This window comes from Amycolatopsis nalaikhensis (assembly GCF_030264295.1).
Lineage (GTDB): Bacteria > Actinomycetota > Actinomycetes > Mycobacteriales > Pseudonocardiaceae > Amycolatopsis > Amycolatopsis nalaikhensis.
Genome location: NZ_CP127173.1, coordinates 594,432 through 616,872 on the forward strand (window position 1 = coordinate 594,432; position 22,441 = coordinate 616,872).

Sequence of the window (22,441 nt, forward strand, 5' to 3'; positions counted from 1 at the left end):
TCCTGGTTCAGGCTCCGATGGCGATCGCGAACACGTGGAGCGCGCCGCCGCTGACGTTCGACGGCAGCGTCACGCTGGCCACCGTCTTGCCCGCGTCCAGGGTGATCGGGTTGGTGCCGAACACCATGGTGCGGATCTGCTGCGGGTCACCGCCCGAAGCGTTGCGGTACGGCGTGGACAGCACGATCCGGTTGCCGAACGCCGGCTGCGCGCCGCCGCCACCGAGGGTCCAGTCGGAGAACCCGATGGTGGCCGTCGACGTGCTGCCGTCGGTGTAGGTCACCGTCAGCGTGCCGGACGCGTTGCCGTTGGACGCCGACCCGAGCAGCGCGAGCCGCCCGGCCCCGGAGACGTTGACCGTCTGGCCGCCGGCGATCACGTTGTCCGGGTCCCCGGCCGGGAACGACGGCCAGGTGAACTTCAGCCCGTCGCTGGTGACCGTGGCGCCCGGGGCGGCCCCGGCCGCGGCGAGCGCGTCGGCCGAGTAGCTCCAGCCGCCGCCGTCGAAGTTCGCCGCGGCGGGCTTCGAGTCGGGCGAGATCCCGGCGTTGTTCACCGTGGCGAGCCAGCTGTTCGGCTGGGCCACGAGCACCGTCAGCACCGCCTGCGACGACGCCACGCCGGGCGCGGAGAACGTCACCGGGATGCGGCGGGCGCCGTCGGCCAGCCCCGCCGGGACCGAGACCGTCAGCTCCGCCTGGGCCTTGCCCGCGGCGGGCACCGCGATGCCGCCGGTCGCCGGGGTCAGGGTGATCCCGTCGGCGCTGCCCGCGGAGTACGTCCAGGTCCGGGCCGTGCCGGAGAGGTCCTGGACGCCCACCGAGACCTTCGCCGTCGAGCCCGCGGGGACCACCGCGCGAGCCGGGTTCGCGAAGGACAGACTCGGCTTCTCCTGGTCGCGGAAGGACGGCGGGGCGTCGGCCGCCGCGCTGCCCCACGCCGTCGGGGTCGCCGACAGCGCGAAGTCCAGGGTGCCGCCGGTCGAAACGAGCGCCTCCGGCATCCACGCCTTGGCGGCGTCCCCGCCGTTGACCTTCAGGCCCGCGACGTAGTCACCCGTGCCCGACGAGGAGACGGTGATCTTCTTGCCCGCGCCCGTGGTCAGCACGGCCTTCGGGAACAGCGGCGTGTTGAGCACGAACTCGGCGCGGCCCGGGATCTCCGGGTAGATGCCGAGCGCGGCCCAGACGTACCAGGACGACATCTGGCCGAGGTCGTCGTTGCCGATCAGGCCTTCCGGACGCGGGTTGTACAGCTCGTTCATCGAGCGCCGGACGATCGACTGCGTCTTGGCCGGTGCCCCCGCGTAGGAGTACACCCAAGGCGCGTTCGAGTTCGGCTCGTTGCCCATGAACGCGTACGGCAGCTGCGTGCCCGCGTTCAGCTGCGTGAAGAAGGTGTCCAACCGTGACTGGACGGCGGTGTTGCCGCCGAACGCCGTGACGAGACCGCCCAGGTCGTAAGGCACCATCCAGTCGTACTGCGCGCCGTTGCCCTCGACCCAGCCCTGCGAGCTGGCCGGGTTGTAGGTGCCGGCGAAGGAGCCGTCGGCGTTGCGCGGCTGCAGGTGACCGGTCCCCGGGTTGTAGAGGTTCTGCCAGTTCTGGGCCCGCTTCATGAACGTCGTGTACGTCGCGGAGTCGCCGAGCCGCTTGGCGAACTGGGCGATGGCGAAGTCCGCGCTGGTGTACTCGAGCGTGTCCGCGCCGGCGCCCGGCACGTACCCGAGGTTCTGGTAGTCCTCGAGCCCCGGCCGCTCGGTGTAGCCCTGCGTCGGCTGGGTGGCGCCCTTGATCATGAGCAGCAACGCCTTCTGGGCGTCGAAGTCCCGCGCGCCGAACGCGTACGCGCTGGAAACGATGATGTGGTACGGGTCGCCGTTCATCACGCCGGTGTAGTCGTTCGCGACCGTCCAGCGGTCCCACGAGCCGCCCTGCTCGGCGTAGGCCATCATCGACCGGACGATGTCCGACGTCTCGTGCGGCGCGATCGTCGCCAGCAGCGGGATCTCCGAGCGGTAGATGTCCCAGCCGGAGAAGTTCGTGTACATCGCGTGGCCCTTGTCGGCGGAGTGGATCCGCCCGTCGAAGCCGATGTACTGCCCGTTGACGTCGGAGAACACGTTCGGTTGGATCAGCGAGTGGTACAGCGAGGTGTAGAACGTCGTCAGGTGCTCGTCCGAGCCGCCGGTGACGGCGATCTTGCCGAGCTGGTCGTTCCACGCCTTCCGCGCGCCCGCCGCGACCGTGTCGAAGGACTTGCCGGTGTTCTCGGCCTTGAGGTTCGCCTTCGCCCCGTCGACGGACACAAAGGACAGTCCGACCTGGACGTTCACCTGCGCGCCGTTGAGGTTCGCGAAGGTGACGTACCCGCCGCTGCCCGGCCCGGACACGGTGGTGTCCTGCTGCTTGGCCGTCATCGTGCGCGCGATCGACGCGTCGACGCCGTTGGGCTGCGCGACCTTCGCGTTGGCGCCGCCCGTTTCGGCGGCCTTGTTCGGCGTCACGGCGCCGTTCTTCCAGGTGCCGATCGACGCGAACGGCGTGTCGAACTTCGCCGAGAAGTAGACGCGGTAGCTGTTCTGGGCCCCGCAGAAGCGGCCGCTCGTGGCCCAGCCGCTGATGGTGTCCTTGCCGATGGTGATCGACGCGTCGTCGGTGCCGTTGACCGAGCCGGAAGTGTTGACCAGCAACGTCGAGGAGGCGCCCGCCGGGTAGGTCAGCCGCGCGGAGCCGGTGCGCTGGGTCGCGCTCAGCTCGACCTTGGCGCCGCTGTCGAGGGTGACGTCGTAGGCGCCCGCCGTCGCGTGTTCGTTGGCGTGCGAGAACGTCGACGTGTAGTGCGCCGGGTCGGTCGCCGGGGAGGTCGTCACCTCACCGACGTACGGAATGAACGGAATGTCCTGGTAGGTCGAACAACCCGCGCCCGAGAGGTGCGTCAGGCTGAACCCGGTCAGGGCGTTGTCGTCGTAGAAGTAGCCGCCAGGCTGGGATTTCACCGTGTCCGGGCTCCACTGGACCATGCCGAACGGCACGACCGCACCCGGGAACGTGTTGCCGGCACCGCCCCCGGTGCCGTGGTCGGCGCCGCCGGGCCGGGTGCCCACGAAGGGGTTGACCCACTTCGCGAAGTCCGTCGTCGTGGCCGCCGCGGCGGGCACAGCGGGAGCCACCGCTGCCGTCACCGCCAGTGTCAAAAAGGTCAAACCGGCTCTGAAGCGCAATCGCGCCATGGCCATCGCCTCTCCACCTCATCAGCGCGACCGAAATGACAACCTTGTCGCGCAGTCGGTCGAACCGGGTCACCTTGGGCAGCGGTTCACCGGACCGTCAAGGGGTCTCGTCAAGACCTGTCCACTTCCGGACAGCGTGATCAGCCGTCTGCCCTACGCCGTCGGTAGCCGAATCGGCACAATCCACGCGCAAGGCGTTGACAAGCCACCGGGACTTGGCGTTCAATCCCGGTCACTATGACAACGTTGTCTCCACCCGGCCGGGACCGGGACGGCAGCACGCGCACCGCGAGCAGGCGGGCCACGATGAGCGACGTGGCCCGGCTGGCGGGCGTCAGCATCAAGACCGTCTCGCGCGTGGTCAACGACGAACCGGCGGTGCACCCGGACACCGCCGAGCGGGTCATGGCGGCCATCGAGCAGCTGGGGTTCCGGCGGAACCTGGGCGCGCGCAACCTGCGCCGCGGGTCGACCACCGGCACCATCGGGCTGATCGTCGAGGACGTCGGCAACCCCTTCTACTCCGAGCTGAACCGCGCGGTCGAGCGCATCGCGACGTCGTTCGGGCGCCAGGTGCTCACCGGCTCGTCCGAGGAGAACTCCGACCGCGAGCGCGAGCTCGTGCTGGAGTTCTGCGCGCGGCGGGTGGACGGCATCCTCGTCGTCCCGGCCGGCCTGCAGCACGGCTACCTGGTGCCGGAGATGCGCGCGGGCACGCCGGTGGTGTTCATCGACCGCCCGGCCGGCGACATCGTGGCCGACACGGTGCTGGTCGACAACCTCGGCGGCACCATCGAAGCCGTCACCCACCTGGCGAAACACGGCCACCGGCGGATCGCCTTCCTCGGGGACAGCCCGGACATCTTCACCGCGGCCGAGCGCCTGCGCGGCTTCCGCGAGGGCTGCGTCCGCAACGGCATCTCCTACGACGAGTCCCTCGTCTCGATGCGCACGCCGACGCAGGAGTACATCGGCGACGCCGTGAAGCGCCTGCTGGACGGCCCGGACGCGGCCACCGCGGTGATCGCGGGCAACAACCGGGTCGCCGTGCACGTCCTGCGCGCGCTGGCCCACACCGAGCGCCGCCCGGCGATGGTCGGCTTCGACGACTTCGAGCTGGCGGACCTGCTCGACCCGCCGGTCACCGTCGTCGCGCACGACGTGAGCGCGCTCGGCCACGCCGCGGCCGAACTGCTCTTCGCGCGCGTCCAAGGAGATCAGTCCCCGCCCAGAAAGGTAGTCCTGCCCGTGCATCTCGTCGCCCGCGGTTCCGGTGAGGTCGCCCCGTGACCCTCGAACCCATCCGGCTCCCGGCCAACCAGCCGCCGCAGTTCTACCGCGGGGGCGACGCCATCGCGGCGCTGCGCGGCGCGTCTTCGGACAAGAAGTTCGGCCCGGAGGACTGGGTCGCCTCCGTGAGCACCATGTTCGGCCAGGACACCAACGGCCTGACCCGGCTGCCCGACGGCGCGTGGCTGCGCGACGCCGTCGAGGCGAACCCGAACGGCTGGCTCGGCGCCAAGCACGTCGAGGCGCTCGGGACGTCGACCGGGCTGCTGGTCAAGCTGCTCGACGCGGGCCAGCGGCTGCCCGTGCACTTCCACCCGGACGACGCGTTCGCGAAGCGGCACTTCGACTCGCACTTCGGCAAGACCGAGGCGTGGATCGTGGTCGGCACCTACGGCGACGACCCGCGCGTCTACCCCGGCTTCAAGGAAACGCTGTCCAAGGCGACCGTCTCCGAGTGGACGCGCGAGCAGGACGTGCCGTCGATGCTGGGCGCGCTGAACAGCATCCCGGTGACCGCGGGCGACACCGTCTACATCCCGGCCGGGCTGCCGCACGCGATCGGCGAAGGCGTGTTCGTCGTCGAGCTGCAGCAGCCGACCGACTTCTCGCTGACCATCGAGTGGCGTGACTTCCTGGCGTCGCCGGAGAAGGGCCACCTCGGCCTGGGCTTCGACACCGCGATCGAGGCACTGGACACCTCCGGCTGGGACGCCGAGCGCCTCGAGACCATCATCAAGCGCACCGCCGGGGACCGCGCGTCCACTGTGGACCTGCTGGCCGGCGGATCGGAGCGGTTCTTCCGAGCCGACCAGCTGCGCACGGACAAGGCGACAACGTTGTCATTGGACCCGTCGTTCGCGGTCCTCGTCGTCCTCGACGGCGAAGGCACGCTGCGCACCGAACACGGCGGAACCTGCCCGCTGGCGAAGGGCGACACGTACGTGGTGCCGTTCGACGCCGGCCAGACCGAGCTGTCCGGCACCGCGACGGTGATCCGCTGCCGCCCGCCGGCGCCGGAAGGGAGGCGAGGATGAGCGAAGTCCTGCTGGAGGCGGTCGACCTGACCAAGCACTACGGGTCGGTCGAAGCCCTGCGCGGCGCGTCGTTCCAGGCCCGCGCGGGCGAGGTGACGGCGCTGATCGGCGACAACGGCGCCGGGAAGTCCACTTTGGTCAAGTGCCTCTCCGGCGCGGAGCAGCCGACGTCGGGGAAGATCCTCCTCGACGGCGCCGAGGTGCACCTCGACTCGCCGACCACCGCCCGGCGGATGGGCATCGAAACCGTCTACCAGGACCTGGCCGTGGCGCCGGAGCTGGACCCGGCCGCGAACCTGTTCCTGGGCCGGGAAATCCACCGCAAGGGCATTCTCGGCAAGCTCGGCATGCTCGACAAGGCCGAGATGCGGCGGCAGGCGGTCGAGGAGTTCCAGCGCCTCGGCGTGACGCTGCAGAGCACCGACGTCCCGATCGGGTCGCTGTCGGGCGGGCAACGCCAGAGCGTCGCGGTGGCGCGGTCGGTGGTGTGGGCGTCGAAGGTCGTGTTCATGGACGAGCCGACCGCGGCGCTGGGCGTCGTGCAGCGCGAGCGGGTGCTCGACGTCATCAAGAAGGTGCGCGACAAGGGCATCGCGGTCGTGCTGATCAGCCACAACATGCCCGAGGTGCTGTCGGTCGCCGACCGCGTCGAGGTGCTGCGGCTCGGCAAGCGCGTCGCCCGGTTCGCCGGGGCGGACACGAAGCTCGAAGACCTCGTCGCCGCGATGACCGGCGCACTCGTGCAGGAGGAGGCGGCGTGAGCGTGTCCACTCCCACCAAGGATATTCAGGAGTCGCCCGAGGCGGGCTTCGGCAAGCGGCCGCTGGGCAAGCGCCTGGTCGAGGCCAACACGTTCTGGATCGGGCTGGTCCTCGTCGCCCTCGTCGTGCTGTTCAGCGCGATCGCGCCGGACAGCTTCCCGACCCTGTTCACCTTCCAGACCCTCTTCATCGAATCCTCGGTGCTGCTGATCCTGTCCGTCGGCATGACGTTCGTGATCATCACCTCCGGCATCGACCTGTCGGTCGGCTCGGTGCTGATCCTCGCGGGCATGGTCGCGGGCAAGGTGATGGAGGCGATGTCCGGCGGCGACGCGTCGAAGGCGGGCTGGGGCGTGATCCTCGTCGGGCTCCTCGTCGCCGTGGTCACCGGCACGATCTGGGGCCTGATCAACGGGGTCCTCGTCGCCGTGGCGAAGATCCCGGCGCTGATCGTCACCCTCGGCACGATGGGCGCCGCGCTGGCCACCGCCTACCTCCTCAACGGCGGTTCGGACCTGCGCACCGTGCCGACCGCGCTCACCCAGACCCTCGGGTACGGCACGTCCTTCGGCGTGGTGCCGAACCTGGTGATCGTGGCGATCGTGATCACCCTCATCGGTGCCTGGCTGCTGCGGACGACCAAGTTCGGCCGGTACACCTTCGCGGTGGGCTCGAACGCCGAAGGCGCGCGGCGCGCGGGCATCGGCGTCACCGCGCACCTGCTGAAGGTGTACACGCTGACCGGGTTCCTGGCCGGGATCGCCGGGTTCCTGTCGCTGGCCTACTACAACTCGACCACCATCTCCGGGCACACCACCGACAACCTCAACGCCATCGCCGCGGTCGTGATGGGCGGGACGAGCCTCTTCGGCGGCGTCGGCACGATCCTGGGCACGGTGATCGGGGTCTTCATCCCCGCGGTGCTGCGCAAGGGCTTCAACATCATCCACGTCCAGGACTTCTGGCAGATGTTCATCGTCAGCTGGGTCCTGGTCGCCGCGGTCTGGTTCGACCAGCGACGCCGCCGTCGCCGCAACTCCCGCTGAGTTCCCCCGAGTACAAAGAGGTGCTTACGAATGAAGCTGACCAAGACCCTCACCGCCATGGGTGCCGTGGTCTCCGCCGCCGCGCTGCTCACCGCGTGCGGCTCCGGCACGGTGGGGCAGACCGGGTCCGGTGACTCGGCCCAGCCGACCGGCGGCAAGAAGCTGGCCCTGATCCCGGGCGTCCAGGCCGAGCCGTTCTACATCTCGCTGCAGTGCGGCGCGGAGGCCGAGGCGAAGAAGCTCGGCTACGAGCTGACCACGCAGGCGCCGCAGAAGTTCGACGCCCCGCTGCAGACCCAGCTGGTCAACGCGCTCGGCGCGAACCCGCCGGCGGCGCTGCTCATCGCCCCGACCGACGACACCGCGATGCTGGCCCCAATCCAGCAGGTGAAGGCACGCGGCACGAAGATCGTCGAGGTCGACACCGCGCTCAAGGACACCGGTGTCGCCGTCTCGTCCATCTCGTCGGACAACGCCGCGGGCGGCAAGCTCGCCGCGCAGACGATGGCGAAGCTCGCGAACGGCAAGAGCGGCTCGGTGCTGGTCCTCGACACGATCGCGGGCACGTCCACCACCGCGGCCCGCGCGAAGGGCTTCGAGGACGAGCTGAAGAACACCCCGAACCTGAAGTCGATCGGCATCCAGTTCACCCAGAACGAGCCGGAGCAGGCCGCCGCGAAGGTCACCGCGGCCTTGTCGTCGACGCCCGACCTGATCGGCGTCTTCGCGACCAACCTCAACACCGGTGAAGGCGCGGCGACGGGTCTGCGCAACGCGGGCAAGGTCGGCGCGGTGAACCTGATCGGCTTCGACGCCAGCCCGTCCGAGGTCGAGGGCCTGAAGAACGGCCAGTACCAGGCCCTGATCGCCCAGGACCCGGCGTCGATCGGCACCCAGGGCGTCCAGCAGGCCGTCGCGGCCATCGAGGGCAAGCCGGTGACGCGGAACCTGACCGCGCAGCTGCACTCGATCACCAAGGCGGACATGGACGCCAACGCGCAGTACTTCTACAAGCAGTCCTGCTGAGCTCGTCCGTCAGGGCCCTGCGAGTGGTGTGCGCACCGGTCGCGGGGCCCTGACGTGCGAGTTCGCCGCCGGTGATCAGCGGCTGCCGGTCACCGCCGTGATGGCACCGTTCACCGCAAGCACCATTCCCCCAGCCGGGTGTCCCCCGTCACACTCATCTGCACATGCATTGGCACATGCATGATCGCAGGGAGGGTGCGATGAACTACGAACGGCCGGCTTTGCACCGGACGATCTTCGCCGTGGACGTCGAGGGCTACGGCGACCAACGCAGGACGACACCACACCGCCTGGCACTGCGCGACGGGCTGTACCGCGCGCTGTGCCGGGCGTTCGACGACGCCGGCGTCCCCTGGGCGGACTGCCGTCGTGAGGACTGCGGCGACGGCGTCTTCGTCCTCGCCCCACCGCAGATCCCGAAAGGACCTTTCGTCGAGTTCTTGCCCACCGCACTGGCCGTGGCGCTGCACCGGCACAACCGGACCCACCACGCCGAGGCCCGGATCCGGCTGCGGATGGCGCTGCACGCGGGCGAGGTGGCCTACGACGACCACGGCGTCACCGCGCCGGCGATCAACCAGACGTTCCGGCTGCTGGAGGCCGCGCCGCTGAAGGAGGCGCTCAAGTCGTCACGCGGGGTGCTGGCGCTGATCACGTCGGCGTGGTTCTTCGACGAGGTCGTCCGGCACAGCGACGGCCTCGACCCGAGGACGTTCCGGCCGGTGCCGGTGGCCGTGAAGGAGACCCGCACGACGGGCTGGATCTCGCTGCCGGACCGGCCGTACCCCGCCGACGCGCGGCTGCTGGCCCCGGTCACGGCGCTCGACGACTACCGGACGTGGCGCCGTTTCCGCCGCCACGCCCAGGTGCTGGCCGACCGCCAGGAGCCGACGTAGCCGTAGGATCTACCTCCCAGCCGCCGAGGGGAGGCCCGATGACCGTGCACCTGCGCCCGGCGTCCCGCGCCGACCCGCTGCCGGTGCTCGCCGCCGCCCGCCGGATCACCGACGACCTGCGCGACGGCCTCTCGGGCACCCGCGCCCGCCGCGCCGCGCACGGTCTGCGTCGCCTGTTCGGATTCCCGGGGCTGGGGCTCACGGACCTGTCGGGATCGCTGCTGTGGTCGGGACGCCCCGGGCCGGACGCGGTCGTGGCGACGGTGCTCGACGGCGTGCTGCACACCGAAGAGCCGGGTTCCGCACCGGACGTGCTCGTGCTGCCGCTGCACGTCCGCGACGAGCTGGCCGGGGCGCTGCTGGTCGTCGGCGACGTCCGGGACGCCGTCGCGGCCCAGGCCGCCGACCTGGTCGTGCGGGCGCTCGAACGCGCGCGGCTCGAGGCGTCGGCGGAACAGGCGGCGCAGGCGGAGTTGCGGGCGTTGCGGGCGGAGATGTCGCCGCACTTCGTCTACAACGCACTGACGGTGATCGCGTCGCTGGTGCGCTCGGACCCGGACCGCGCCCGCGACCTCATGCTCGACTTCGCCGACTACACGCGCTACAGCCTGGCGCGCCACGGCGAGTACACGGTGGTGGCCGAGGAGTTCCGCGCGATCGAGACGTACCTGGCGCTGCAGCGGGCGGTGCTCGGCGAACGGCTGCGCGTGCAGGTGCGGGTGGCGCCGGAGATCCTCGCCGTCGCGGTGCCGTACCTCGTCCTGGAACCGTTGGTGGAGAACGCGATCCGGCACGGCATCGAGCCGCGGTCGGGCACCGGCTTCGTCCAGGTGCACGGCCAGGCGGAAGGGAACGACTGCGTGATCTTCGTCGAGGACGACGGCGTCGGCATGGACCCCAAGCGGGCGGCGGACATCCTGGCCGGCCGCACCGGCGACGACGACCCCGCCGGGCTCGGACTGGCCAATGTGGACAGACGGCTGCGGGACGTGTACGGCGCCTGGTACGGGTTGACGGTGGAAACCGAGGTCGACGCGGGAACGCGGGTGATCGTGCGGGTGCCGCGGTTCCAGCCGGGGGTGCTGCCGTGACGGGCCTGCGCGTCCTCGCCGTCGACGACCTGCCCCCGGCGCTCGACGAGTTGTGCACGATGCTGCGCGAAGCACCCGAAGTCGGCGAAGTAGTCGGCGCGGGCGACGCGCTGAAGGCGTTGAAGCTGCTTCAGGCGGACCGGTTCGACGCGGTGTTCCTCGACATCTCGATGCCGGGCCTCGACGGCCTCGAACTGGCATCGTTGCTGGCGAAGCTGAGCGAGCCGCCGGTGATCGTGTTCGTGACGGCCCACGACGGCCACGCGGTGACGGCGTACGGCATCGGAGCGGTGGACTACCTGCTGAAGCCGGTCCGCGCGGAGCGGCTGTCGGCGGCATTGGCCAAGGTGACGCGAATGGCGACGCCCGCACCGCGTGCCACGCCGGACGCGATGGCGGCGCTGCCGGTGGAGTCGGGCGGCCGCACGCGGTACGTCCGGCGTGACGACGTGCTGTTCGTCGAGGCACATGGGGATTACGTCCGGCTGCACACGCGGGGCGGGGTGCATCTGGTGCGGATGCCGATCTCGCGGTTGGAGGAGTACTGGGAGGGAACGGGGTTCAGCCGGGTGCACCGCGGGTTCCTGCTCGCGGTGGGCGCGGTGCTGGAGCTGCGAAGCGACAGCGCGGGCGGGTTGCTGGCGCACACGGAGGCCGGTGATGTTCCGGTGAGCCGTCGTCATGCGCGCGACCTGCGGGACCGGTTGCTGGAGGCCGCCCAGCGCGGCCAGCTCGGTTCGGGTCCGCGATGAGCCGCCCGACCTCGGCCGCACCCAGAATGAGCCGCCGTAGCCTGGCCAAGCCCGGGATGCCGCCCGCCGCCCCACTCCGGCGAGGCCCGCGATGAGCAAGATCCGCCGTGTGGCCGTGACCAGCCCGCAGACCCGCCTCGCCCACGCGCGCCGCCGGTCGCGCCACCGCTGGCGGCAACCCCGCCTCCCCGCGAGCGACACCCAGCGCGCCACCGCTCTCTACCGCGCGCAACGGCGCCGCGGTGTCCCCGCGCTTGTCCTGATGTTCGCGCTCCTCCTCGGCCTGCCCGGCGTATTCGCACTCTTCCCGGGCCTGGACACCGTGCGGCTGCTGGACATCCCGGTGTCCTGGCTGATGATCGCGGTCCTCCCGTACCCGGCGATGGCCCTGCTGGCCCGCTGGCAGCTCCGCCGCGCCGAGCGCCTCGAGGACGACCGATGACCCGAGCGCCCCAATGTGGCCTTCGGTGCGTCACACGCACCCAAGGCGGCCTTGGTTGCGTCACACGCACCCAAGGCCGCCTTGGGGCGCTTGCCGTGGGCGGAGTCGGATAGTGGGCGTCGCGCTCGCCGTCACCCCCGTTGTGCTCGTGACGCTGCTCATCGGCGTCCGCGGGGTCGCCGCGATGCGCACGACCTCCGACTTCCTCGTCGCGTCCCGCCGGATCTCGCCGCTGGTCAACTCCGCCGCCGTCTCCGGCGAATACCTGTCCGCGGCCTCCTTCCTCGGCGTCGCCGGGCTCGTCGTCAAGGACGGCATCGGCGCCCTCTGGTACCCCGTCGGCTTCACCGCGGGCTACATCGCGATGCTCGTGCTGGTCGCCGCGCCCATGCGCCGCTCCGGCGCGCTGACCGTCCCCGACTTCGCCGAAGCCCGGCTCAACTCCCCCGCGCTGCGCCGGCTCACCGCCGTCGTCGTGCTGGTCATCGGCACCATCTACGTCGTCCCGCAGTTCCGCACCGCCGGGCTGGTGCTGACCGCCGTCGGCGGCACGCAGTACTGGGTCGGCGTCGTGCTGGCCGGCGCCGCGGTCAGCGTCACCCTCGCGCTCGGCGGGATGCGCGCGGCGACGTACGTGCAGGCGTTCCAGTTCGTGCTGAAACTGCTGCTGTTCCTCGTCCCGGCGATCTGGCTGGTGCTGCAGGCGGGCGCGGTCAACCGGGCCGACGCGCTGCACCCGGTGGAGTTCACCCACTTCGCCCGCGACACTCCGGTGCGGTTCGAAGTCGACGTCACCATGGAGATCCGCGAACCGACCACCGTGCGGCGCAACGGCGTCGCCGAGACCCTGCCACCGGGCGAGTTCACCGCGCACAGCCAGGACGACGTCGTGTTCGGCGCGGGCGCGGCGGTGCCGTCGGTCCGCGGCGGTGCGCCCCTCGGCGGCGCCGACTGGCAACGTCCACTGCTCGACCTCGGCGACCAGGGTTACCCGCTGCTCGGCACCTGGGCCGTGCTCATCGCGACCATGCTCGGCACGATGGGCCTCCCCCATGTGCTCATGCGCTTCCACACCAGCCCCGACGGCCGCGCCGCGCGCCGCACCGCCGCGATCACCGTCGCCCTGCTCGGCGTCTTCTACCTCTTCCCCGGCGTGTACGGCGTGCTCGGCCGCGTCCTCGTGCCCGGCCTCTACCTCTCCGGCGCGACCGACACCGTGGTCGTCGCGCTGCCGTACCAAGTGGACAGTGGCTGGGCGGGCGGCCTGTTCACGGCGCTGCTGACGGCGGGCGCGTTCGCCGCGTTCCTGGCGACGTCCCTCGGCCTGCTGCTGGTGATGTCCGGCGCCATCGCGCACGACCTCGTGCCCGGCGGGCTGCGACGGCTGCGGATCGCGGTGTTCGCCGTCGCGGGTGCCATGGTTCTGCTGGCCTTGCAGTCGGCCGAACTCGACGCCGGGGTGCTCGTCACGTGGGGCTTCACGGTGGCCGCATCGACGTTCTGCCCGCTGCTGGTGCTCGGCATCTGGTGGTCGCGGCTGACGGCGGCCGGTGGTATCGCGGGCGTGCTGACCGGGCTCGTCGCGTCGTCCGGGTCGATCTTGTTCGCGCTCGCCGGACCCGAGCTGCACGGCTGGGTGGCGATCTTGGTGCAGCAACCGGCACCCTGGTCGGTACCGCTGGCATTCGGCGTAATGGCGCTGGTCTCCTTGCGAGGCAGGCCTCCCACCTGGTCGACGGCCGCGATGCTGCGCCTGCACCTGGACGAGCCCCGTTCGACCGGACCGCGCGACCGTTCGTCAACCGTTCGTCGTCTCGCCCGGCTGTTGAACCGCTGAATCTTCACACGAGACTCACCCGTCCCTACGGTGTCGCAGGTCACTTTCCGCAGCGTCGCGAGGGAGCAGCGATGAGCACGACAGACACCGGTGGCCCCCCGGACACCTCTCAAACCATCTGGGAACAGGCGCACGACAGCACAGAGTTCCGTGAACTGCGCAGCCGCCTGCGCCGGTTCGTCTTCCCGATGACGGCGCTGTTCCTCCTCTGGTACCTGCTGTACGTCCTGCTCGCCGACTACGCGCACGGCTTCATGAGCACGAAGCTGTTCGGCAACATCAACGTCGGCCTGGTCTTCGGCCTGCTGCAGTTCGTCTCGACGTTCGTCATCACCGGGCTGTACGTCCGCTACGCCAACCGGAAGCTCGACCCGGTGGCCGAGAAGATCCGCGACGACATCGAGAAGGAGCAGGCATGAAAACGCTCGCCGCGGGCGTGGAAGGCAGCAGCCCGCTCCTCAACATCGGCATCTTCGCCCTCTTCGTGATCATCACGCTGGTGATCGTGTTCCGGGCCAGCCGCAACTCCAAGACGGCGTCGGACTACTACGCCGCCGGCCGCGCGTTCACCGGCCCGCAGAACGGCATCGCGATCTCGGGTGACTACCTGTCGGCGGCGTCGTTCCTGGGCATCGCGGGCGCGATCGCCATCAACGGCTACGACGGCTTCCTCTATTCGATCGGCTTCCTGGTCGCGTGGCTGGTCGCGTTGCTGCTGGTGGCGGAACTGCTGCGCAACACCGGCAAGTTCACGATGGGCGACGTCCTCGCGTTCCGGATGAAGCAGCGCCCGGTGCGGGCCGCGGCCGCGACGTCGACGCTGATCGTGTCGTTCTTCTACCTGCTCGCGCAGATGGCGGGCGCGGGCGGCCTCGTCGCGCTGCTGCTCGGCGTCGAAGGCTCCGGGGCGCAGGCGCTGGTGATCGCCGTGGTCGGCGTGATCATGATCGCCTACGTCCTGATCGGCGGCATGAAGGGCACCACCTGGGTGCAGATCATCAAGGCCGCGCTGCTCATCGCCGGCGCGCTCGCGATGACGCTGTGGGTGCTCGGCAAGTACGGCTTCAACTTCTCCAGCCTGCTGCAGGCCGCCGTCGACAAGGCAGGCAAGGCGGGTGAGACGCTGCTCGGCCCGGGCAAGCAGTACGGCACCAACGGGACGTCCAAACTGGACTTCTTCTCCCTCGGCATCGCGCTGGTCCTGGGCACCGCGGGTCTGCCGCACGTGCTGATGCGCTTCTACACCGTGCCGACCGCGCGCGACGCGCGTCGCTCGGTGGTCTGGGCGATCGTGCTGATCGGCGTGTTCTACCTGTTCACGCTGGTGCTCGGCTACGGCGCCGGTGCGCTCGTCGGGCCGGACACGATCAAGAAGGCCCCGGGCGGGGTGAACTCCGCGGCGCCGCTGCTCGCGCTCGAACTGGGCGGGCCGGTGCTGCTGGGCCTGATCTCCGCGGTCGCCTTCGCGACGATCCTCGCGGTGGTCGCCGGCCTGACGATCACGGCGTCGGCGTCCTTCGCACACGACGTCTACGCGAACGTCGTCAAGCGGGGCAAGACGTCGCCGGACTCCGAGGTCAAGGTCGCCCGGATCACCGCGCTGGTGATCGGCGCCCTCGCCATCGGCGGCGGCATCCTGGCCAACGGGCAGAACGTCGCCTTCCTGGTCGCGCTGGCGTTCGCGGTGGCGGCGTCGGCAAACCTGCCGACGATCCTGTACTCGCTGTTCTGGAAGCGGTTCAACACCCAGGGCGCGCTGTGGTCGATCTACGGCGGCCTGGCCATCACGATCGTGCTGATCGTGTTCTCGCCGGCGGTGTCCGGCAAGAGCACGTCGATGATCAAGACCGCGGACTTCGCCTGGTTCCCGCTGAGCAACCCGGGCATCGTCTCGATCCCGGCGGCGTTCATCCTGGGCTGGCTGGGCACGGTCCTGTCCAAGGAGCACGACGAGAAGAAGTACGCCGAGATGGAGGTCCGGTCCCTGACCGGGGCGGGCGCCGAGAAGGCCGTCGTCCACTAGCTCCCCCGACACCGAAGGCCGCCGCGAGGGTGTTCCCGATCCCCTCGAGGCGGCCTTCGGCCATTTCCCCGGTCAGTACGGCAGCTTTCCTCCGGCCACGGCCGCGACGGTCTTTTCGAACTGCTTGCGCAGGTGGTCCCACAGCCCGCCGCCGAGCGAAACCCTCGCCACTCCCAGTTCCGCGAGGCCTTCCAGACCCGGACCGCCGGGCCACACGGGCGCGTTGACGGCCCCGCCGACACCCTGCACGAACTCCGCGAGCAGCTCCGGCGAACGCAGGTGGATCGGGTAGACGCAGTCCGCGCCCGCCTCGAGGTACGCCTTCGCCCGCGCGACGCCGTCGGACAGCGCCTCCTTCGCGTCGACGCCGCGGAAGGAGTCGACACGAGCGTTGATCACCAAGCCGTCACCAGCCGCTTCACGCAGGGCGGCGATGCGTTGTGCCTGCTCGGCGACGGCCCGCACCTGGCCGGTGGCGTGGTCGGTGTCCTCGAAGTTGCAGCCGACCGCGCCCGCGTCGAGCAGCCGTCCGGCCAGCTCGGCGCCGGAGAGGCCGTAGCCCGACTCGGCGTCGACGGTGAGCGGGACGCCCACGGCGTTCGCGATCCGGGCGGCCGCGGCGAACATCTCCCCGGCGGGCGCCCGCTCGCCGTCGGCGAACCCGAGCGCGGCCGCGACGGCGACCGAACTGGTCGCGATCGCGGGGAACCCGGCGGCCTCGACGAGCTTGGCCGTGTCGGCGTCCCACACGTTCGCCAGCACCAGAGGCTTGCCGGGGACGTGCAGGGCCTTGAGCGCGGCGGCGGTCATGCGTCGCGCTTCGGGAGCGGCGTGTGGCTGGTGATGGTCATCCGGTTCCAGCTGTTGATCGCGATGACCTCCCACGCGACGGCGCGGTACTGATCCTCGGTGAGCACCCGCGTCGCCTCCTCGTAGACGTCGTCGGGGACGGCCTGGGTGACCGGCAGCTTGGTCATCGCCTCGGCGAGAGCGAGGGCGGCCTGCTCCTGCTCGGTGAACAGGTCGGTCTCGCGCCAGCCGTCGAGCACGAACAGCCGCCGCGGCGACTCGCCCAGCTCCAGCGCGTCGCGCGCGTGCATGTCGAGGCAGTACGCGCAGCCGTTGATCTGCGACGCGCGCATTTTCACCAGTTCCAGCAGTTTCGGGTCGAGCCCGGCGTTGGCACCGGCCTTGTTGACCTCCGCCTGCAGGTTCGCCATCGCCTGGTAGAGCTCGGGAGCGCCCGCGAGCGCGATTCGCTTCGTCATGTGATCGACGCTAGCCCGAACTGGCCCACGAGTATGGTCCAGTCTCATGACGGATTCGTGGTCCAGTCCGGGCTTGGACGTCCACCTCGACTGGCACCCTTCGAGCGGCCGCGCGGGCCTCGCGACGGCGATCCGCACGGCCATCCGCGAGGGCCGCTGGCAGCCGGGCGCGGCGGTGCCTTCGACCCGCGCGCTGGCCCACGACCTGGGCATCGCCCGCGGCACGGTCACGCGCGTGTACGCGGACCTCGCCGCCGAGGGCTACCTGCGCACGGCCCAGGGCGCGCCGACCCGGGTGGCGACGGCGGGTTCGCTCCCCCAATCCGCTCCGCGCCAGGCACCCCGCGAGCCGGCCCCACGCTGGGACCTGCGGCCGGGCCGCCCGGACCTGACGGCGTTCCCCCGCCAGGCGTGGATCACGGCGACGCGCCGCGCGTTGCTGCGCACCCCGGCGGCGGCGTTCGGGTACGAGGCGGCGATGGGCGCGCCCGAGCTGCGCGACACGCTCGCGGGCTACCTCGCCCGCACCCGCGGGGTGGTCGCCGATCCGGCGCGGATCGTGGTGTGCCACGGGTATTCGCACGCGATCGCGGTGCTTTCCCGCGCCCTGTCCGGGTTGGGCGTGGACGAGATGGCGTTCGAGAACCCGTCGTTGGCGATGTACCGGTCGATCGCGGCGGCGCAGGGCCCGCGGATCGTCGGCGTGGACGTCGACGAGCACGGCCTCGACGTGTCCGCAGTGGACAGTCCGGCGGTCGTCGTCACGCCTGCCCACCAGTACCCGACGGGCGTGACACTGGCCCCGCCCCGCCGGGCGGCGCTGGCCCGCTGGGCGACCGAGTCGGGCGCGTTCGTGCTGGAAGACGACTACGACGGCGAGTTCCGCTTCGACAACCAGCAGGTGGGCGCGTTGCAGGCGCTGGCGCCGGAACGGGTGGTGTACGCGGGCACGGCGAGCAAGACGATGGCCCCGGCGCTGCGGTTGGCGTGGCTGGTGCTGCCGCGGTCCCTGGTGGAGCCGGTCCGCGCGGCGATGGCCGACAGCGGGTCGCGTCCGGCGGTGCTGAACCAGCTGACGCTGGCCGAGCTGATCGACTCGGGCGCGTACGACCGGCACGTCCGCCGCAGCCGGGCGGAGTACCGCGGCCGCCGCGCTCGCCTGCTGGCGGCTTTGCCGGACTCGGTGCGCCCCCGGGGCATCGCGGCGGGCTTGCACCTCCTGTTGATGCTCCCGCCGGACGGCCCGTCGGAGGCGACGGCACTGGCGGCCTGCCGCCGCCGCTCGATCGGCATCGAAGGGCTGTCGGGCCAGTGGATGACCCCGGACGGCCCGGGCGGCCTGATCGTCGGCTACGCGGCGACGCCGAAGCACGCGTTCGCGTCCGCGACCCAGACGTTGGTGGAGGCTCTGTGGGAGATCACCGCCTGACTCGAATTCCTTGCCGCGGGCTGCCTTCCGGCCGGAGGGCAGCCCGCGGTAGCCGTCAGAACCAGCAGCCCGGCCGCACGCGGAGCAGTTCCGTGCGCAGCACCGGTGTGCCGTCGACCGGCGCGGGATCTTCGGCGGTCGGCTGGATCCCGCCGGCGGCCACCTTGTCGAGCGTCGCCAGCCCTTCGGCACCGACCGTCCCGAACACCGTGTAGTTCGGCCGCAGCGCGGAATCGCCGTACACCACGAAGAACTGCGAGCCGTTCGTGTCCGGCCCCGCGTTGGCCATCGCCAGCAACCCGCGCGCGTAGACCCGCCGGGCGCCGGTCGGATCGGTCGGGGCGGGCGGCAGGTCGACCGGCAGCTCGTCCTGGTACTTGTACCCCGGCCCACCTTCCCCGGTCGCCGTCGGATCGCCGCACTGCAAGACCTTCAACGTCGGGTAGGCCGTCAGCCGGTGGCACACGGTGTGGTCGTAGAACCGGTGCCGCGCGAGGTGCAGGAAGCTCTGCACCGTGCACGGGGCCTTCGCGCGGTCCAGCCGCAGCGGCAGCGCGCCCTGGCTGGTCGGGACCGCGACGTCGACCTTGCCGTGGCTCGGTGTGTGCCGCGGGTCGGGCGGCAGCGGCACCGGCCGCGCGGGCGGCTCGTCCGGGGTTTCGGTGTACTGGCAAGGCCCGTGCGCCGTCTTCGGCGGCGTGTCGGCCGCGGCCGCGACGCCGGTGCCGCCCACGAACAACGCGCCCGCCGCCAACGCGGTGACCAGTGTTCTCTTCATCCTGCACGCCCTCCCAGTGATCGCCCGGTCTCGGAGCGTCCCGCAGTCTATGACCCACCACCGACAGTCAGAACCGGCGAAAGTCGTCCATGTCAGCCGGTCGGGTGAACCTCGGCGCCCGCACCCCGGAAATTGTCGGACCCCCGGAGCACGATGGCGAGCAAGCGGCAAACCGCCGCACCGGCGAAGGGGGAAGACATGGGACTGCGAGCGAGAATCGTTGCGGCGGCGAGGTTTCCGCGCAGGTTGCTCCGGCGGATCGCGGGCGCGCTAGTGCCGAAGGTCGGCGATCAGCTCGTCGGCGGCGGCGAAGGGGTCGATCTCCCGCGCCACGACCCGCTCGGCCACTTGGGCCAGCCGGTCCCCGCCGCGCAAGTCCGCGAGCTCCGCGCGCAATCGCCGCACGGCGATGGCTTCGACCTCGTCGCGCGCCCGCGCCGAGCGGCGCCGGGTCAGCTCGTCGTGGGCGACGAGCCAGTCGTGGTGTTCGGCCAGCGCGCGCACCAGGTCGTCGACGCCCTCGCCCTTCGCCGCGACGGTCCGCACGATCGGCTGCCGCCAGCTCGGTCCCCGGATTTCCCGGCGGGCCAAGGAAATCATCTGCTTGAGGTCGTGCACCGTGGCGTCGGCGCCCTCGCGGTCGGCCTTGTTCACGACGAAGACGTCGGCGATCTCGAGCACCCCGGCCTTGGCGGCCTGGATGCCGTCGCCCATGCCGGGCGCGAGCAGCACCACCGTGGTGTCGGCGAGCTTCACGACGTCCACTTCGGACTGACCGACGCCGACGGTCTCGATGAGCACCACGTCGAACCCGGCGGCGTCGAGCACGCGGACCGCCTGCGGGGTCGCCCACGAGAGCCCGCCGAGGTGCCCGCGCGTGGCCATCGAGCGGATGAACACGCCGGGGTCGGTGGCGTGCTCGGTCATCCGGATCCGGTCGCCGAGCAGTGCCCCGCCCGAAAACGGCGAAGACGGGTCGATGGCGAGCACGCCGACCCGCTTGCCCTCCGCGCGCAAGGCGGTGAGCAGCGCCGAAGTCGAAGTCGACTTGCCGACGCCCGGCGGCCCGGTGAGCCCGACGACCCGGGCCCGCCCGGTGTGCGGGGTCAGCGCCCGCGCGATCTCGGCGACGCGGGGGTGGGCGTCCTCGACGAGCGAGAGCAGCCGCGCGACGGCACGGGGTTGCCCGTCCCGCGCGCGGCCGACCAGCTCGTCGAGGTCGAGTGCACCGGCCACTTACGCGCCGGGCACGCGCAGCAGCAGGGCGTCGCCCTGGCCGCCGCCACCGCACAACGCGGCCGCGCCGAGCCCGCCACCGCGGCGGCGCAGCTCGTGGATGAGGTGCACGGCGAGGCGGGCACCGGAGGCGCCGATCGGGTGGCCGAGGGCGATGGCACCGCCGTTGACGTTGACCTTCTCCGGGTCGAGGCCGAGCTTCTCGGTGGAGACGAGCCCGACGGCGGCGAAGGCCTCGTTGATCTCGACGAGGTCGAGCGCGTCGGCGGTGAGGTTCGCCTTCGCCAGCGCGGCGAGGATGGCGTTCGAGGGCTGCTCGTGCAGGCTCGCGTCCGGCCCGGCGACGACCCCGTGCGCGCCGATCTCGGCGAGCGGCGTGAGGCCGAGCTCCTCGGCCTTGGCCTTGCTGGCGACGACGACCGCGGCGGCGCCGTCGGAGATCTGCGAGGCCGAGCCCGCGGTGATGGTGCCGTCGGAGGCGAAGGCGGGGCGCAGCTTGGCGAGGCCTTCGGCGGTGGTGTCGGCGCGGACGCCCTCGTCGGTGTCGAACACCACGGGGTCGCCCTTGCGCTGCGGGATGGAGACGGGCGCGATCTCGTCGGCGAAGTAGCCGTTCTTGATGGCCTCGGCGGCGCGCTGGTGGGAGCGGGCGGCGAAGGCGTCCTGCTGCTCGCGGGTGAGGCCGTAGCGGGAGTTGTACTTCTCCGTCGAGGCGCCCATGGCGACCTGGTCGAAGGCGCAGAAAAGGCCGTCGTGGGCCATGTGGTCGACGAGGCTGGTGTCGCCGTACTTGTAGCCGGAGCGGGACTTGGGCAGCAGGTGCGGCGCCTGGGTCATCGACTCCTGGCCGCCGGCGACGACGAGGTCGAACTCGCCGGCCCGGATCAGCTGGTCGGCGAGCGCGATGGCGTCGAGGCCGGAGAGGCAGACCTTGTTGATCGTCAGGGCGGGCACGCTCATCGGGATGCCGGCGGCGACGGCGGCCTGGCGGGCCGGGATCTGGCCGGCGCCGGCGGTGAGCACCTGGCCCATGATCGTGTACTGCACGGCGTCCGGGGAGACCCCGGCGCGTTCGAGGGCCGCCTTGATCGCGACCCCGCCCAGCTGTGCCCCCGTGAAGTCCTTGAGGGATCCGAGCAGGCGCCCGATCGGCGTACGGGCGGCACCCAGGATCACGGAACCGGACACGGCGTCCTCCAAGCTTCGGCGCATGGGCAGTTTTTTCGACCATACCCGGAGGGCGGCCATCTTGATGGAGCCAGTGTGAGCCGAGGCACGCGACGATTCCGGCTCGCCGCCCGCCGAGGGCCCCCTATCCTGCCTCCATGAATGACGCCCTGCGGCCGTTCGTGACGGCCATCGACCACGTCGGCATCGCGGTCCCGGACCTGGACGCGGCCATCGAGTTCCACCGCACGCACTTCGGCCTGGAAGTGGCGCACGAGGAGGTGAACGAGGAGCAGGGGGTGCGGGAAGCGATGCTGCGCGCCCCGGGAACGGCGGGCACGGAGACGCAGATCCAGCTCCTGGCCCCGCTGCGAGACGACTCGGCGATCGGCAAGTTCCTGGCGAAGAGCGGCCCGGGTCTGCAGCAGCTGGCGTACCGCGTGTCCGATGTGGACGCGGCGGCGGCAGCGCTGCGCGAGCAGGGCTTGCGCCTGCTGTACGACGCGGCCAAGCGAGGAACGTCGAACAGCCGGGTGAACTTCGTCCACCCGAAGGACGCGGGAGGAGTGCTGGTGGAACTGGTGGAACCGGCCAAGGACGGCGCGAGCCACTGAGCGACGGAACCGTTCCGGCGTAAGGACTTCGCCGCCCGGAGGGCGCACGGCCGTGACAAGAACCGGCGCGGGTGAGCGATCGCTGAGCGCCGAGCGGGTGGCTCGTCGCTCCGCGATGCGACCTCGGCGCTGCGGCGGCCGCGCGGGCCAGGGCCGGGTGTGCCAGCCGCGACCTCTCCGCACGGCGGGTGGTCTCGGCGCACCACGGCCGCATGGGCCCAAGCCGGTGCCTCCCCAGCCGCGCGCGGCCTCGCCGCGCGGCGGGCGGCCGGGCGAGCCACGCGGCCAATCTCGGCGCGGTTGCTGCGGGTTGCCCCGGCGCGACACGCGGGCGCCTCAGGCGGCAGGTCAAGCAGCCTCGGCCCCGCGGCCGTACGGGCGGCCTTGGCGCTGCGGCCATGCGGGCAACCTCGCGCACGGTACCGCGCGGCTGCCTCAGGCGCGGCTGGCCTGGCCCAGGGCATCCGCGCCGCCAGCCTCCCCCGCGCGGCCACATGACTCGGCGCCGCGGCCTGCGGT

Annotated in this window: 20 protein-coding genes; 14 read left to right on the plus strand and 6 right to left on the minus strand. The window is 71.4% G+C overall.

From position 1 onward, the window contains the following. Nucleotides 1–7: 7 nt before the first annotated feature. Nucleotides 8–3,238, minus strand: a complete 3,231-nt coding sequence (locus QP939_RS02920; RefSeq protein WP_491624960.1) for a GH92 family glycosyl hydrolase — start codon at nucleotides 3,236–3,238, stop codon at nucleotides 8–10. A gap of 300 nt (nucleotides 3,239–3,538) precedes the next feature. Here QP939_RS02920 and QP939_RS02925 point away from each other — a divergent pair, with 300 nt between their 5' ends. The 12 genes from QP939_RS02925 (at nucleotide 3,539) to QP939_RS02980 (ending at nucleotide 15,430) form a co-directional block, all read left to right on the plus strand. Continuing rightward, nucleotides 3,539–4,522 carry a LacI family DNA-binding transcriptional regulator gene (locus tag QP939_RS02925; protein ID WP_285454955.1) on the plus strand — a complete coding sequence of 328 codons (984 nt, stop codon included), beginning with the start codon at nucleotides 3,539–3,541 and terminating at the stop codon, nucleotides 4,520–4,522. Beyond that, nucleotides 4,519–5,556, plus strand: a complete 1,038-nt coding sequence (locus tag QP939_RS02930) for a class I mannose-6-phosphate isomerase (RefSeq protein ID WP_285454956.1) — start codon at nucleotides 4,519–4,521, stop codon at nucleotides 5,554–5,556. Before QP939_RS02925 ends, QP939_RS02930 begins: the two co-directional genes overlap by 4 nt. Next, nucleotides 5,553–6,317 (plus strand): ATP-binding cassette domain-containing protein, encoded by a 765-nt coding sequence (locus tag QP939_RS02935; RefSeq protein ID WP_285454957.1) that lies wholly within the window; start codon nucleotides 5,553–5,555, stop codon nucleotides 6,315–6,317. The genes QP939_RS02930 and QP939_RS02935 overlap by 4 nt, the downstream gene beginning before the upstream one ends. Beyond that, on the plus strand, nucleotides 6,314–7,363 hold the full coding sequence (locus QP939_RS02940) for an ABC transporter permease (RefSeq protein WP_285454958.1): 1,050 nt from the start codon (nucleotides 6,314–6,316) through the stop codon (nucleotides 7,361–7,363). Before QP939_RS02935 ends, QP939_RS02940 begins: the two co-directional genes overlap by 4 nt. Before the next feature lie 30 nt (nucleotides 7,364–7,393). Then, a complete protein-coding gene (locus QP939_RS02945) occupies nucleotides 7,394–8,389 on the plus strand; it encodes an ABC transporter substrate-binding protein (RefSeq protein WP_285454959.1) in 996 nt (331 codons plus the stop codon). 200 nt (nucleotides 8,390–8,589) lie between these two features. Next, the gene (locus QP939_RS02950; protein ID WP_285454960.1) at nucleotides 8,590–9,285 is read left to right on the plus strand and encodes a hypothetical protein; all 696 of its coding nucleotides are present in this window, start codon (nucleotides 8,590–8,592) and stop codon (nucleotides 9,283–9,285) included. Nucleotides 9,286–9,323: 38 nt separating this feature from the next. Next, nucleotides 9,324–10,376 carry a sensor histidine kinase gene (locus QP939_RS02955; RefSeq protein WP_285454961.1) on the plus strand — a complete coding sequence of 351 codons (1,053 nt, stop codon included), beginning with the start codon at nucleotides 9,324–9,326 and terminating at the stop codon, nucleotides 10,374–10,376. Further along, entirely contained in the window at nucleotides 10,373–11,128 is a 756-nt protein-coding gene (locus QP939_RS02960; protein WP_285454962.1) for a LytR/AlgR family response regulator transcription factor, read from the plus strand. Before QP939_RS02955 ends, QP939_RS02960 begins: the two co-directional genes overlap by 4 nt. A 91-nt stretch (nucleotides 11,129–11,219) precedes the next feature. Continuing rightward, nucleotides 11,220–11,570, plus strand: a complete 351-nt coding sequence (locus QP939_RS02965; RefSeq protein ID WP_285454963.1) for a hypothetical protein — start codon at nucleotides 11,220–11,222, stop codon at nucleotides 11,568–11,570. Nucleotides 11,571–11,682: 112 nt separating this feature from the next. After that, complete coding sequence (locus QP939_RS02970) at nucleotides 11,683–13,407, plus strand: sodium/solute symporter (RefSeq protein WP_285454964.1); 1,725 nt, start codon at nucleotides 11,683–11,685, stop codon at nucleotides 13,405–13,407. Between the two features lie 71 nt (nucleotides 13,408–13,478). Next, entirely contained in the window at nucleotides 13,479–13,826 is a 348-nt protein-coding gene (locus tag QP939_RS02975; RefSeq protein ID WP_285454965.1) for a DUF485 domain-containing protein, read from the plus strand. Then, nucleotides 13,823–15,430 carry a monocarboxylic acid transporter gene (locus QP939_RS02980; RefSeq protein WP_285454967.1) on the plus strand — a complete coding sequence of 536 codons (1,608 nt, stop codon included), beginning with the start codon at nucleotides 13,823–13,825 and terminating at the stop codon, nucleotides 15,428–15,430. Before QP939_RS02975 ends, QP939_RS02980 begins: the two co-directional genes overlap by 4 nt. A 72-nt stretch (nucleotides 15,431–15,502) precedes the next feature. Here the strand turns inward: QP939_RS02980 and QP939_RS02985 are convergent, their stop codons facing one another. Both QP939_RS02985 and QP939_RS02990 read right to left on the minus strand, forming a co-directional pair. Next, on the minus strand, nucleotides 15,503–16,240 hold the full coding sequence (locus QP939_RS02985; RefSeq protein ID WP_285454968.1) for an isocitrate lyase/PEP mutase family protein: 738 nt from the start codon (nucleotides 16,238–16,240) through the stop codon (nucleotides 15,503–15,505). Continuing rightward, complete coding sequence (locus QP939_RS02990) at nucleotides 16,237–16,698, minus strand: carboxymuconolactone decarboxylase family protein (protein WP_285454969.1); 462 nt, start codon at nucleotides 16,696–16,698, stop codon at nucleotides 16,237–16,239. The genes QP939_RS02985 and QP939_RS02990 overlap by 4 nt, the downstream gene beginning before the upstream one ends. A gap of 46 nt (nucleotides 16,699–16,744) precedes the next feature. Here QP939_RS02990 and pdxR point away from each other — a divergent pair, with 46 nt between their 5' ends. Next, the gene (gene pdxR / locus QP939_RS02995; RefSeq protein ID WP_285454970.1) at nucleotides 16,745–18,127 is read left to right on the plus strand and encodes a MocR-like pyridoxine biosynthesis transcription factor PdxR; all 1,383 of its coding nucleotides are present in this window, start codon (nucleotides 16,745–16,747) and stop codon (nucleotides 18,125–18,127) included. A 55-nt stretch (nucleotides 18,128–18,182) separates the two neighbouring features. Here the strand turns inward: pdxR and QP939_RS03000 are convergent, their stop codons facing one another. The 3 genes from QP939_RS03000 to QP939_RS03010 all read right to left on the minus strand — a co-directional run bounded on the left by QP939_RS03000 (nucleotide 18,183) and on the right by QP939_RS03010 (nucleotide 21,329). Beyond that, entirely contained in the window at nucleotides 18,183–18,905 is a 723-nt protein-coding gene (locus QP939_RS03000; RefSeq protein ID WP_285454971.1) for a peptidylprolyl isomerase, read from the minus strand. Nucleotides 18,906–19,175: 270 nt separating this feature from the next. After that, a complete protein-coding gene (gene meaB, locus QP939_RS03005) occupies nucleotides 19,176–20,141 on the minus strand; it encodes a methylmalonyl Co-A mutase-associated GTPase MeaB (protein ID WP_285454972.1) in 966 nt (321 codons plus the stop codon). Then, a complete protein-coding gene (locus QP939_RS03010) occupies nucleotides 20,142–21,329 on the minus strand; it encodes an acetyl-CoA C-acetyltransferase (RefSeq protein ID WP_285454973.1) in 1,188 nt (395 codons plus the stop codon). It abuts the gene before it with no gap. Nucleotides 21,330–21,466: 137 nt separating this feature from the next. Between QP939_RS03010 and mce the strand changes: the two genes are divergently transcribed. Next, nucleotides 21,467–21,922 carry a methylmalonyl-CoA epimerase gene (gene mce, locus QP939_RS03015; RefSeq protein WP_285454974.1) on the plus strand — a complete coding sequence of 152 codons (456 nt, stop codon included), beginning with the start codon at nucleotides 21,467–21,469 and terminating at the stop codon, nucleotides 21,920–21,922. Nucleotides 21,923–22,441: the final 519 nt, after the last annotated feature.